This window comes from Psychromonas sp. SA13A (assembly GCF_011378715.1).
Lineage (GTDB): Bacteria > Pseudomonadota > Gammaproteobacteria > Enterobacterales > Psychromonadaceae > Psychromonas.
Map to the genome: position 1 here is coordinate 32,170 of NZ_WTKU01000030.1, position 13,477 is coordinate 45,646.

A 13,477-nucleotide genomic window follows, 5' to 3' on the forward strand; every position below is an offset into this window, starting at 1 on the left:
TGCGACTATCAATAATCGTTACCACGGTATTTCAGCAGAGGTTCTTTGGCATATACTAAAATATAGAATATTCACATTTATGCGATGTTTCGGTATAGTTCCTTTCTACTGAATAAATAAACAGGCATTTTTATGGACGTATCTTACCTTATCGATGATTTAAATGATCATCAACGCGCTGCCGTATCAGCACCAGAACAAAATATGCTGGTGTTAGCCGGCGCCGGTAGTGGTAAAACACGTGTTTTAACCCATAGAATCGCATGGCTTATGCAAGTTAATCAAATACCTACCTACGGTATTTTAGCGGTTACTTTTACCAACAAAGCAGCAAAAGAGATGCGTGGACGTATTGCTGATATTTGCCCACAGCAAATAGGCAGTATGTGGATTGGTACTTTCCACGGTATTGCCCATCGTTTATTGCGCTTGCATCATCAAGAAGCAAACTTACCAGAGCAATTCCAAATTATTGATAGTGATGACCAACAAAAGATGGTTAAGCGCATAATCAAAAGCTTAGGGTTAGATGAAAAGTATTACCCTGCAAAAGAGTTGCAATGGTATATCAACGATAAAAAAGACGAAGGATTACGTGCTAAACATATCGACCCAGGTTTCGGCGTACAAGATAAGCACCGCTTGCAAGTCTATCAAGCCTATGAAGCCGCTTGCCAATTAGCTGGATTAGTCGACTTTGCAGAATTATTATTGCGTGCGCATGAGTTGTTATTAAATAACGCCGCACTATTGCTTCATTATCAACAGCGTTTTCAACATGTTTTAGTTGACGAGTTTCAAGATACGAATAAATTACAATACGCTTGGTTAACACTATTAACTGATAACAATAATTACCTAACCATTGTCGGTGATGATGATCAATCTATCTACGGTTGGCGTGGCGCAGATATTGAAAATATTCAACGTTTTTTAAAAGAGAAAACGTCACCCGTTACTATTCGTTTAGAGCAAAATTATCGCTCCACAGGCAATATCCTAAAAGCCTCAAATCAATTAATTCAAAATAACAGCGATCGTTTAGGAAAAGTTCTGTGGACTGACGGGGATGATGGCGAGCCAATCTCCATCTATAGTGCCTTCAATGATTATGATGAAGTGCGTTATGTCACTAGCCAGTTGCAAACATGGGAAAAGGCAGGTAACAAACTCAGCGAATGTGCCATTTTATACCGCAGCAATGCACAATCGCGTTTATTTGAAGAACAATTAATGGCGCAGCAAATTCCTTATCATATTTATGGTGGGCAACGCTTCTTCGACCGCTTGGAAATTAAAGACAGCATTGCCTATTTACGATTAATGAATAACCATCAAGACGACGCGGCTTTCGAACGAATTGTTAACAAGCCTAAACGAAAAATAGGTAATACTAGCTTAGATAAAATAAGAATTTGTGCCCGTGAGCAAGGTTATACGCTATGGCAAGCTAGCCAATACTTAATTGAAAACAAACAATTAAGTCCTGCTGCTAAGGCGTCATTAAGTGGTTTCTTAACTTTAATTAACCGCTTTAAAAATGAAACCTCAGAATTACCTTTATTCCAAATGGTGGATCACATCAATAAACACTCAGGTTTAGAGGCGATGTATGAAGCTGAAAAAGGAGAGAAATCCCGTAGCCGAATCGAGAACTTACAAGAATTAGTGTCAGCGACTAAAGGATTTGTTATTCCCGAAGAAGAGCAAGAGATGGAAGAGTTGACTGCCTTTTTAGCTTACGCAGCTTTAGAATCAGGTGATAATCAAGCCGATGAGTTTGAAGATGCAGTTCAATTAATGACTATGCATGCAGCTAAAGGGTTAGAGTTTCCACAGGTATTTATTGTTGGAGTAGAAGAAGGCATGTTCCCTGGGCAGCAATCAGCTACCGATGAAACACGAATGGCCGAAGAGCGCCGCTTATGTTATGTGGGCTTAACACGAGCAATGACAAAATTAACGCTTTGTCATGCTGAAAGTCGCCGCTTGTATGGACAAGAAAAGTTTCATCCACCATCGCGTTTTATTAGTGAGCTTCCAGAAGAGAATATTGAATATATTCGTTTAAAAACCCAAGTTCGAAGAGCACAACCCGTTATACAGAAACCAAAGCTAGCTATCACTCAAGATATTCAGGGGTTCAAACTAGGACAACAAGTGATGCATCCCAAGTTTGGAGAAGGCACGATTACAGCGCAAGAAGGTAGTGGTGAAAATAGTCGTTTACAAGTTCACTTTATGGGTGTAGGTAGCAAATGGTTGATGACAACCTATGCTCGCTTAGAAGTCATATAATCGATGAGAGTGTCCAAGTTAATGGCTAAATAATGCGTCTTGCTTGATAACGGCTATGAAGGTCTCGATGTTAATACGAGGCGCTAGCATAAGAATTATCGGTGTTGGCGCTTTTATTTAAACGCAATCAACAACGTTGAAGCATAATCAAAACTGTGATTATCATTCGATAAACAAGCAGTTTTGATCTTTATAAGATGCTAAAAAATGAAAACTAATTACACTGGTTTAGTGCCTATTTTTTAATAGTTGCGCTAAGCACATAATACAGGGAGTGAATTATGCGTTCTAAACTGATCAAAGACTTTTTAGTTTATATTGAAGACTGCCATAAAGCCTTAGCCGACCTTTATCAGCGGTTGGGTGAAGAAGCCAGCGACCGAAAAACAAAATTATTATTAGAATACATGAAAAACAGAGAGCAAATCTCTCATCTCAATTTACATCAATACATTAAACTCGCTCCCGTTAGTTTATTAGACACCCTGTTAGATAACTTCTTCGACCAAAGTTTTCCACAACGCTGCAAAGACCTTGAGCTAAAAACAGATTTAGAGTTAGAAGACATTGTGACTTTAGCAATACAATTAGATATGCAATTAATTGAAGCAATGAAAGCGGTTGCTAATAACAGCCCTACTTTAGAAGCAGAAACGGCTATCGGGCAATTAACCAGTAAAGAAGAAGAAATGCTGTATCAAGTTGTTATCGCCAGTCATGAATTTGAGTACTTATAGTTTCATCTGCCGCTAATATTAAAAGTATTCCTGATATTGGACTTTTAAGGCTTGTTATTAACTTCCTCGCTAGTCTTCACCAACGATAAACGGTAGAATCTGACTACTTTATTTGTCGAATCAATTGGTGAGTTACCCATGAAAGCATTAATCCAAACCCTCCTTGAACAAGCAGTTGCTTCTTTACAGACACAACAAATTTTACCTGCCGATGTTCAACCACGCATCACGATTGATCGCACTAAAGACAAATCACATGGCGACTTTGCTAATAACTTAGCTTTAATGCTAGCAAAACCAGCAAAACAAAATCCACGCGCCCTTGCTGAGCTAATCGTAAAAAACTTACCGGCTTCAGAATTAGTTCTCAAAACAGAGATCGCAGGTCCTGGTTTTATTAATTTTTTCATCAACCCTCACTATATCGAAAAACAAATTGATAGCGCTTTTGCAGATGAGCGTTTAAATGTGCAAGTAACTGACACTCCACAAACGGTAGTGATCGATTACTCATCGCCTAACCTTGCCAAAGAAATGCACGTAGGTCATTTACGCTCAACGATTATCGGTGACTCAGTAACCCGTACGCTAGAGTTTCAAGGGCATAATGTTGTTCGCCAAAATCACGTGGGTGATTGGGGAACTCAATTTGGTATGCTTTTAGCCTATATGGAAGAGTTACGAGCAAAAGGGGAAGAGATTAATAAAAACCTTGCCAACCTAGAAGTATTCTACCGCGCCGCAAAAGGACGTTTTGATGAGTCAGAAGTCTTTGCTAACCGAGCCCGTGATCTAGTAGTTGCTCTACAAAGCGGTGATAGCGAATGCTTAGCCCTATGGAAAGAATTCAAAGAAATTAGTATTGCACACTGTCAAGAAGCCTATGATCGTTTAGGGGTAAGCTTAAGTTTAGATGATGTGCGCGGAGAAAGTGCATATGATAAAGACTTGTCAGTCGTTGTCAGCGACCTAGATGCAAAAGGTCTATTACAAGAAAGCCAAGGTGCTAAATGTGTTTTCTTAGATGAATTTAAAAATAAAGAAGGCGAACCTCTACCTGTTATTATCAAGAAAAAAGATGGTGGATTTTTATATGCGACGTCTGATTTAGCAGCCATCCGCTACCGTCAATCGGTATTAAATGCGGATCGCGTTTTATACTTTGTCGATGCACGTCAAGGGTTACATTTCCAGCAAGTCTTTCAAGTTGCACGCTTAGCTGAGTTTGTTAAAGCAGGCACCTCACTTGAACATATGCCGTTTGGTACGGTAATGGGAGAGGATGGAAAACCATTCAAAACACGTGCAGGTTCAACACCAAAACTAGCTGACTTACTTACCGAAGCAGAACAACGTGCTTACCAATTAGTAAAAGAAAAAAATCAAGATATGGCAGAAGACGAACTACGTCATATTGCCTCAATCGTTGGCATTTCTTCTGTAAAGTATGCAGACTTATCAAAAAACCGCACCAGCGATTACACCTTTAGTTTTGATAGCATGTTAAGTTTTGAAGGAAATACTGCTCCTTATTTATTATATGCTTACACACGTGTAGCCAGTATCTTTAATAAAGCAGGTATCGAAATAAATAGTGTCACTGCTGATGTTTCATTTAGCGAAGAAAAAGAGATCGATCTAGCTAACAAACTGATGCAGTTTAATGAAATTATTGATCAAGTTGGTAAACAAGGAATGCCACACTTCTTATGTGCTTACCTGTTTGAGTTAGCCGGTTTATTCTCAAGTTTTTACGAAGCTTGCCCAATATTAATCGCAGAGAATGAAACACAAAAACAAAGCCGTTTAAAACTAGCTGGTTTAACGGCTAAAACGCTGCAACAAGGTTTAGCTCTGTTAGGCATTAACACATTGGAACGTATGTAATAATGGCCAAGGTAACACGAAGAAAACCTGCTAAACGCGGGGCAAATAAAAGAAATAATAAACGTAAACCTAATCAACAAGGGTTTCCATATATTGCTTGTTTTTTTGCGCTCGTGTTAATCGCTTTTATTGGCTATTTTGTTTTTGCTGTCGATAAACCAGCACCTCAAGTTAAGCCTAAGAAAAGCATGGTTAAAAATGAAGAAGTGCTACCTGAAAAACCCCAACCACAATGGGATTACGTTGATATATTAAAAACCAAAGAAGTAACCGTTGAAATACCTGAACAAAAAAAATCAACTCGACCTTATCAAATGCAATGTGGTTCATTTAGACATCAGGGTGATGCTGAGTCTTTGAAAGCAAAAATAGCTTTTCAAGGGCTAGAAAGTCAGGTAAAAAAGACCGGCAATTGGTATCGCGTTATTTTGGGCCCATACGAACGTAAGCGCTTAGCAGAAAAGCAACGGCATAAACTACAACGAGCCAAAATAAATGGCTGTCAAATATGGTATTGGCGTTAATCATTTTAAAGGAGAACCTAGGTTCTCCTTTTCTTTGCCTATTTCCCCTTGAATTCAATAAAAACCACCCCATTTTATATTTATCAGCCAATAATTTGGCCTACTCATTTAGTTAACAAACAACAAAAGGGTTCAATATGACGACTATTGTTTCTGTACGACGCGGTAATCAAGTGGTTATCGGTGGTGATGGTCAGGTATCACTCGGTAACACCGTAATGAAAGGCAATGCACGCAAAGTACACCGTTTATACAATGATCAAGTCATTGCAGGCTTTGCGGGAGGCACTGCGGATGCTTTTACTTTGTTAGAGCGTTTTGAAGCCAAGCTACAAGCCCACCAAGGTAACCTTGAACGCGCAGCGGTTGAATTAGCCAAAGATTGGCGTACCGATCGCATGTTAAGAAAATTAGAAGCATTATTAGCCGTCGCAGATAAAAAACATTCCTATATTATTACCGGTAATGGTGATGTAGTTAGACCTGAAAATGACTTAATTGCCATTGGTTCAGGTGGTAATTTCGCACAATCTGCAGCCATGGCTTTATTAGAAAATACTGATTTATCTGCGCAGGAAATAGTTGAAAAAGCACTCACTATCGCCGGCAACATATGTGTATTTACTAACACTAACCAAACGATTGAATGTATCGACATTGATGCTGAAATAGCAACAAAAAAATAGGAATACACATGACTAACAATATGACTCCGCAACAAATAGCGCATGAATTAGATCGCCACATAATAGGCCAAAGCAAAGCTAAACGCGCCGTTGCTATCGCATTACGTAATCGCTGGCGTCGCATGCAACTTGATGAAGATATTCGTCATGAAGTAACGCCTAAAAATATTTTAATGATAGGTCCAACGGGTGTTGGTAAAACTGAAATTGCACGCCGCTTAGCAAAATTAGCCAATGCACCCTTCATTAAAGTTGAAGCGACAAAATTTACTGAAGTAGGTTATGTCGGTAAAGAAGTTGAAAGTATCGTTAAAGATTTAGTTGAAGCTGCAATTAAAATAACAAAAGAGCAAGAATTAGCAAAAGTAACTGCAAAAGCAGAAGATTTAGCTGAAGAGCGTATTTTAGATATTCTTATTCCACCGGCTAAAACAGCAACTGAATGGGATGTGAACAATTCAGAAGTTGTTGAAGAAGGGCCTGCGAGACAGTCTTTCCGTAAAAAATTACGAGAAGGAAAATTAGACGATAAAGAAGTTGAAATTGATGTGCCAGCACCACAAATTGGTGTAGAAATAATGGCGCCTCCTGGTATGGAGGAGATGACGAACCAACTACAAGGCATGTTCCAAAACTTAGGTAATAAGAGCGAGTCTAAAAAACGTAAAATGAAAATTAAGGACGCATTAAAAGCATTAATAGAAAGCGAAGCGTCAAAACTGATTAACCAAGAAGACTTAAAAGAAAAAGCCATTTTCGCAGCAGAAAACAATGGCATTATCTTTATAGATGAAATAGATAAAATATGTAAACGTGGTGAGTCATCTGGCCCTGATGTTTCACGTGAAGGCGTACAGCGTGACCTACTTCCTTTAATTGAAGGTTCAACAGTACAAACTAAACATGGCATGGTGAAAACAGACCACATGCTGTTTATCGCTTCTGGTGCATTCCAAGTGGCGAAACCTTCTGACTTGATCCCTGAGTTACAAGGTCGTTTACCAATCAGAGTTGAATTAGAAGCATTACGTGAAGAAGATTTAGCACGTATTTTAACCGAGCCTAAAGCTTCTCTAAGCGAACAGTACCAAGCTTTATTAGCGACTGAAGGAGTGACCATTACTTTCACTCAATGCGGTATCAATAAAATAGCGAAGTCTGCATGGCATGTGAATGAAACGACCGAAAATATCGGAGCACGACGTTTACATACTATGATGGAGCACATTATGGATGAGCTATCTTATGAAGCCACTGAACGTTCAGGTGAGTCAATTACGATTGATGAAGCCTATGTGGCTAGTATGCTAGATGAAGTCGTTCAAGATGAAGATTTAACTCGTTATATATTATAAAGTAAGCATTTATATAGTATAAATAAAAAGGCTCTGGTACCTATCGGTATCAGAGCCTTTTTTTATTTCATAAACTAGACATTGCTAATAGCATTTAATCAATATCTATTATTAGCGAGTTTAAAGTCTTATCACTATCGTTTTATTAATGAAGTATTAAAAAGGACTTTCTTTATTTAAAGTTTCGCAGAGAGAAATAATTTCAAGCGCTAAGGATGACTTGATCACTTGTTGCTGTCTATCTAATTGCATTTTATAAAAAGTTAAATCTATATCATCTTGTGCAACAGCTACTAAATCAAAAATACCCATATTCATATTTTTAGCTAAATGCAGAGATTTAATGGCATCAGCAATTAACTGATCGGTAAAGTGGTATTCGGCACTATCATTACTGAGTAAATTTTTTAATTTTATAATGCTTTCTATATCTTGATAAATAGGATGAGGTATCACCCCTAAACCAAATAATAGTTTTAAACGAACAGACAACTCACCTAAAGGCCCTGAATTATGTAGTAGTGGACCCACAACAGATTGAACAGCAAAATCATTTTTCAGAAAAATACGTTCAATTAACCCTTGAATCAGTTGTTCAAAGATATCCACTGTAGAGATAAAAAAACCACGAGCAGTCAGGCTCGTATTCAGACATTCTAGTATTTCAGTTTCTTGCAGTTGTTTTGACATAAGCTCAGCTAGGTTAGGTTGTACGAGATAGGATCTCGTACAACTATTTCTTTTAAGCCATCGCTAGGTATAGCTGTTCTATTTTGAACGCTTCATTACTATCCGCTGGTAAACCAGTGTATTTAGACAGTGTTGCAATAAAGCCAATCTCTTCTAATGACGCTTGTAATTCAATTGCTTGAGGATCGTCGCTATTTTTATATTTAAATGCAGCAGCGATACCTTTTAGTAACATATCATTAGCAGTAGCGTATTCAATTGTACCTAATAGAGGTTTAACTAAACGATCATTCTCTCCTAACTTACGGATAGGTTGACGGCCTACACGGTCAATTTCATCATGTAGATAAGGGTTTGCAAAGCGACCGATAATTTTGTCAATGTAAGCATTGTGTGCATCACGCTCAAAACCATAACGGTTAATCAATACTTCACCACTTTCTTGCATTGCTTGTTTTACCTGAGAACAAATAGCATCATCATCAATAGCATCTTTAACTGTTTCATGACCTGCTAATGCACCTAAATAAGCAGTCATGATATGACCCGTATTTAAGGTAAATAATTTACGTTCGATGAAAGCCATTAAGTTATCAGTTTTCTGCATGCCTTCAATAACAGGTATTTCACCTCTAAATTGTTGCTCATCAACAATCCACTCACTGAAGCTTTCCACTGTCACTTCAAGAGGATCATCAGATTCAGAAGGAGGTACAATACGGTCTACGGCAGAATCAACAAAACCAACTAAACGCTCTGCTTGCTCATGGTACTTTTCATCTAAATGCTTATAGACTTCTGCTTTAAGAAAAGTCGTACCACGGATCATGTTTTCACATGCGATGATATTAAGGAATTGCTCGTTTTTAGCATCAAAACGTAATGCTAAGCCTTGTGCAATTTTGTTAGCGATAATAACTAATACATTAGGGCCAACGGCTGTAGTGATTAAATCTGTTTCACTGATAAGAGCAACTAACTCTTCACTTGTTGAATTAATTGCATTAACACCAGAAACAACTTCTGTTTTACATTCTGCACCAACTACTTTTACATTGTAAGTATTCAGTGTATTTAGCAAATTAATAACTTTTTCATCGACATCAGCAAAAGTAACTTTTATGCCAGCATCTGCTAATAATTTACCAATAAAGCCACGGCCAATATTACCCGCGCCAAAATGAATTGATTTCATTGTTTTTTCCTTATGAAAGTAATCTAAAACGAAAAACGCTGGTAAAAACCAGCGTTTTAATTAAGTCTGATTTGACTAACTTAATATACTTAATACTTTTTGAACATCTTTACTATTGATCAATGTTTCGATAGCTTCTGGGTCATCAAGTGCATTAGTTATAGTTGTGATTACGCTAATATGTTCATCATTCTTAGCAGCAATACCAATAACTAGTTTAGCGATATCATCTGCTTCATCACCAAACAGTATACCGTCTGAATATTGACATACGACAATACCCGTTTTAATAACACTTTCTTTTGCTTCAATCGTACCATGTGGTACTGCAATTGATTCACCAAGATACGTTGTTACTAGTTTTTCACGCTCAAACATACCTTCAATGTAAGCTGGTTCTGCATAACCTAATTTTACAAGTTGCTCACCTGCAAATTGGATTGCTTGTTGTTTGTTTTCAGCTTTCAAACCTAAATAAATATTCTTTTCAGTTAATTCAAATACAGGCTTTGCAGTAGGTTCTTCAACAACTGCAGCAGGTTGACTGCTTGGTGCAGGCGTTCCTGATGCTGCGATGATTTCTGCTACTAGTCCATCATAAAGAGTACTGTCTAAGAAGTTAGTTAAAGATAAATGCTTAGCTTGAGCTGCATGCTTAATTGCACGAGGAGTTAAATCTTTATGCGTAATAACAATATCAACATCACCAGGAAGGTTGTTAATTGCACAGTTAGTAACACTAATATTTAATCCTGCAGATTTAACTTTTTTGGCTAATAAACTTGCGCCCATTGCACTAGAACCCATACCAGCATCACAAGCAACAATGATTTTATTCACGTTAGCCATATCTACATTTGCACTACCTTGAGCCGCTGCTGCAGGTGCATTTTTAAGATTTTTCATTTGGTTAGAAGCTTCAGCTAGTTTATCGCCTTCATCTTCACCTAAATCTTTTTGCGTTTTCATTAATAAAGAAGCAACAAGGAAAGATACAGAGGCAGATAAAACAACAGATAAGATAACACCAATTAATGACGCTTTAGGTGTTAGCAATAATACAGCGAAGATAGAACCAGGTGATGCAGGAGAAAGAAGACCAGCATTAAATAATGTTAAAGTGAATACACCAGTCATACCACCTGCAATAACAGCAAGGATTAGACGAGGATTCATTAACACATATGGGAAGTAAATTTCATGGATACCACCAAAGAAGTGGATGATTGAAGCACCACTAGCAGTTTGTTTAGCAGTACCTTTACCAAATACCATGTATGCAAGTAATAAACCTAAACCAGGACCAGGGTTTGCTTCAATTAAGAAGAAAATAGATTGACCTAATTCAGTAGATTGTTGAATACCTAATGGCGAGAAGATACCGTGGTTGATTGCATTATTTAAGAATAATATTTTAGCTGGTTCAACAAAAATAGAAGTAAGAGGTAATAAACCTGCTTGAACTAAGAAGTTTACACCGGCAGCAAGACCTTCAGAAAGAACGAAAACAGCTGGACCGATTAAGTAGTAAGAAAGAATAGCTAAGATCATCCCGATAATACCAGATGAGAAGTTATTCACTAACATTTCAAAACCGCTCTTAATTTTACCGTGAACAGCTTTATCAAATTTACTGATTGCCCAGCCACCTAAAGGACCAACAATCATTGCACCGAGGAACATTGGAATTTCAGTACCAACGATAACACCCATTGTAGTAATCGCACCAACTACAGCACCACGATCACCACCAACTAATTTACCACCGGTGTAACCGATTAATAAAGGAAGAAGGAATTTAATCATTGGGCCAACTAAAGCAGCTAGACCTTCATTAGGGAACCAACCTGTTGGTATAAATAGTGCTGTAATAAAACCCCAGGCAATAAATGCCCCAATATTTGGCATAACCATGTTTGATAGGAACCTACCAAAGTTTTGTACTCTGATTTTACTCTCGGATGATATCATGTCATTTCCCCGTTCAATTTTATTATAAGTAATGTTAAGTAACAGTTAATTAAAAACCGTTATATTCCGTTTGATACAATTAATTTAGCACATTCAAAAAAATATAAAACAGAGTCTCACTTCATGTGAACTTGGTCACCAAAAAGAAACTAAAATCACAATTTTTGATACTTGAGTCACTTTAATAAGATGTACTATTGCGACAAATTAAATACAAAGTTATCAACTGGCTAAATTTAGTGATTTGAATCACATTTAGCATGACCTGCAAAATATCACAAACGAGACATATGTCTCGTTAAATTGCATTTAAAATGAAGTTACAATTAATTAGAGTGATATAGATCTCTTTATTAATGCTAATATTTATACAGTGTAATTTAATTACATAATTTAAAATTCCAATATCAGTAACCTAAGCACAGCATTTATGATTAAAAAAAATACAGGTAGTTACATTTTTATACAAAAAAAGTCACATGAAAAACAACAAAAAACATGATTAAAATATCAAAACACCTATTCTATTTCTAAAATACAGAACCAAAATGACCCAGCGATTTTTACTTATCCATCGGGATAATCTACATATAATTAACAATGTAATACAAAATAGTTATTCACTATTAGAGCCATAAACAAAAAGAATATCTATCGATCTAATACAAGCTTTACACTGAGATTTAATATCAGCCAATTGTTACTGTAAAACTTAGTGATGCACCTACATTTGTAAAACTATTCAAACACCCAGAAAGATTATCACTAAGGTCCTAAAACAAAATTTTTGGTATCAGTCAGGTCTGAATGATATGAATAATTGGTATTAGGTATATGACTGCAGTGTAAATAGATGCTGTTTTCACATTATTAAAAAGAATTTAATTATCAATAAAGCACTAAAAAATAACCCCTACGCATCATATTTTTTACTCTTTATCCTCGTAGGTAATTATTTTTCAACCACTAAAATAAAAAGTGAATTGGCGTTATTCACTAGCATTTTTCTAGATCCCGAGCAAAATTTGCAATGAAAAAGAGTTCGTAGTCATACATAAACTTGCAGATCGAAACTACAGAGCAGACAAAGTATCCCCCATGCGCTAGCAGACCATTTTTCACACAACCCTGCTGACACGATTCAAGGAGGTTATTCTAAATGCGATGAAAAAAAGATAATTTTATTAAGTCTCCATCTGTTTTGAAAAGCACTTGGCAAGAGAAATCGTCGAAGCCCTTCTTTGCTCGCAGAACATCGCTGTCATGAAAATACTAGGAGACTTATCGATTGATCTTGCTGTATTAAAAAGTCGACTTGCTATGCAAAGGCACTAGTAATGGAAAGGTGTTGCAGAACTCCTCTGCTCGTGAAGCATTACAGCCATAAAAACAATAGGACACTTAAGGATTTTCTCATTTTTATAGATATCAACCTATTCAATAGAGTGTTAGTCGAAGGAAAGTTATCACACTTAAAGATAACGACTGCGTGGCGCTTTGTTTATCTCATGCTCGCTCATTCATCACTAAACAAAGATCTAAACGCTCCCCTGCTGACGTCAGTCAACAGGGATGTCTCTGAATATTATACAAGCTTGGTGATTGTGTTTGGTATCTACCTGTTTCGCAGAATACTTGATGATGGGGAAAAATTGCTGTCGGGATACCACAAGGACACGCTAAGCTTAGTCCGCTCATAATATGATGCTGTCGCACTGAAGGAGACCACTAAAAAGCCCTAAACGAAAAAATCCCTGCTGACGTCAGTCAACAGGGATTGTTCTAAATACTATGCAAGCTTGTCGATGGGTGAGCATGGCTCAATGTAGATCATACCAAAGGAATTTAATTTATGATCAGATTCGCCCAGTCTCTTTTACAAAGAGATTTTACATGATCAACTTGATGCCTAAAGTTATTCCAGGCCCGACTTACTTGATCAACAATATCTTCATAATTTTTAAATGCGAAGTTTCCTAAGTCATTTGCTCTTAACCAAGCCCAAACTTGTTCAATAGGATTAAGCTCCGGAGAATAAGGTGGGAGATGCATGATTGATAAATTCTTAAATCGACTATTTAGTTTGATTGAATGCCAACTAGCACAATCCATAATAACAAGTGCGTGCCTTCCA

The 13,477-nt window shown here is 37.1% G+C and carries 10 protein-coding genes; 6 read left to right on the plus strand and 4 right to left on the minus strand.

From position 1 onward, the window contains the following. Positions 1-132 precede the first annotated feature (132 nt). The 6 genes from uvrD to hslU all read left to right on the plus strand — a co-directional run bounded on the left by uvrD (position 133) and on the right by hslU (position 7,487). Entirely contained in the window at positions 133-2,298 is a 2,166-nt protein-coding gene (uvrD, locus tag GQR44_RS18265) for a DNA helicase II (protein WP_166373116.1), read from the plus strand. A gap of 281 nt (positions 2,299-2,579) precedes the next feature. Continuing rightward, complete coding sequence (locus GQR44_RS18270) at positions 2,580-3,035, plus strand: hypothetical protein (RefSeq protein WP_166373117.1); 456 nt, start codon at positions 2,580-2,582, stop codon at positions 3,033-3,035. 138 nt (positions 3,036-3,173) lie between these two features. Then, the gene (gene argS / locus GQR44_RS18275) at positions 3,174-4,922 is read left to right on the plus strand and encodes an arginine--tRNA ligase (protein WP_166373118.1); all 1,749 of its coding nucleotides are present in this window, start codon (positions 3,174-3,176) and stop codon (positions 4,920-4,922) included. A gap of 2 nt (positions 4,923-4,924) precedes the next feature. Continuing rightward, positions 4,925-5,446: an SPOR domain-containing protein gene (locus tag GQR44_RS18280; protein ID WP_166373119.1), complete on the plus strand. Its 522-nt coding sequence runs from the start codon at positions 4,925-4,927 to the stop codon at positions 5,444-5,446. 137 nt (positions 5,447-5,583) lie between these two features. After that, the gene (hslV, locus tag GQR44_RS18285) at positions 5,584-6,132 is read left to right on the plus strand and encodes an ATP-dependent protease subunit HslV (protein ID WP_166373120.1); all 549 of its coding nucleotides are present in this window, start codon (positions 5,584-5,586) and stop codon (positions 6,130-6,132) included. A gap of 8 nt (positions 6,133-6,140) precedes the next feature. After that, positions 6,141-7,487 carry an ATP-dependent protease ATPase subunit HslU gene (gene hslU / locus GQR44_RS18290; RefSeq protein WP_166373121.1) on the plus strand — a complete coding sequence of 449 codons (1,347 nt, stop codon included), beginning with the start codon at positions 6,141-6,143 and terminating at the stop codon, positions 7,485-7,487. 156 nt (positions 7,488-7,643) lie between these two features. Here the strand turns inward: hslU and GQR44_RS18295 are convergent, their stop codons facing one another. The 4 genes from GQR44_RS18295 to GQR44_RS18310 all read right to left on the minus strand — a co-directional run. Beyond that, on the minus strand, positions 7,644-8,177 hold the full coding sequence (locus GQR44_RS18295) for an MltR family transcriptional regulator (protein WP_166373122.1): 534 nt from the start codon (positions 8,175-8,177) through the stop codon (positions 7,644-7,646). Between the two features lie 52 nt (positions 8,178-8,229). Next, positions 8,230-9,372, minus strand: coding sequence for a mannitol-1-phosphate 5-dehydrogenase (locus GQR44_RS18300; protein WP_166373123.1), 1,143 nt, complete (start codon positions 9,370-9,372; stop codon positions 8,230-8,232). A 75-nt stretch (positions 9,373-9,447) separates the two neighbouring features. Beyond that, positions 9,448-11,343 (minus strand): PTS mannitol transporter subunit IICBA, encoded by a 1,896-nt coding sequence (locus GQR44_RS18305; protein ID WP_166373124.1) that lies wholly within the window; start codon positions 11,341-11,343, stop codon positions 9,448-9,450. A gap of 1,845 nt (positions 11,344-13,188) precedes the next feature. Then, positions 13,189-13,477, minus strand: a 289-nt coding sequence (locus GQR44_RS18310) for a transposase (RefSeq protein WP_205963122.1), incomplete at its 5' end; no start/stop codon positions are given.

What these genes read in the sequence shown, in the direction of transcription:
- argS (WP_166373118.1), top strand. Translation starts at nt 3,174, where the DNA reads ATGAAAGCATTAATCCAAACCCTCCTTGAACAAGCAGTTGCTTCTTTA.
- GQR44_RS18280 (WP_166373119.1), top strand. Translation starts at nt 4,925, where the DNA reads ATGGCCAAGGTAACACGAAGAAAACCTGCTAAACGCGGGGCAAATAAA.
- GQR44_RS18295 (WP_166373122.1), bottom strand. Translation starts at nt 8,177, where the DNA reads ATGTCAAAACAACTGCAAGAAACTGAAATACTAGAATGTCTGAATACG.
- uvrD (WP_166373116.1), top strand. Translation starts at nt 133, where the DNA reads ATGGACGTATCTTACCTTATCGATGATTTAAATGATCATCAACGCGCT.
- hslU (WP_166373121.1), top strand. Translation starts at nt 6,141, where the DNA reads ATGACTAACAATATGACTCCGCAACAAATAGCGCATGAATTAGATCGC.
- GQR44_RS18305 (WP_166373124.1), bottom strand. Translation starts at nt 11,343, where the DNA reads ATGATATCATCCGAGAGTAAAATCAGAGTACAAAACTTTGGTAGGTTC.
- hslV (WP_166373120.1), top strand. Translation starts at nt 5,584, where the DNA reads ATGACGACTATTGTTTCTGTACGACGCGGTAATCAAGTGGTTATCGGT.
- GQR44_RS18300 (WP_166373123.1), bottom strand. Translation starts at nt 9,372, where the DNA reads ATGAAATCAATTCATTTTGGCGCGGGTAATATTGGCCGTGGCTTTATT.
- GQR44_RS18270 (WP_166373117.1), top strand. Translation starts at nt 2,580, where the DNA reads ATGCGTTCTAAACTGATCAAAGACTTTTTAGTTTATATTGAAGACTGC.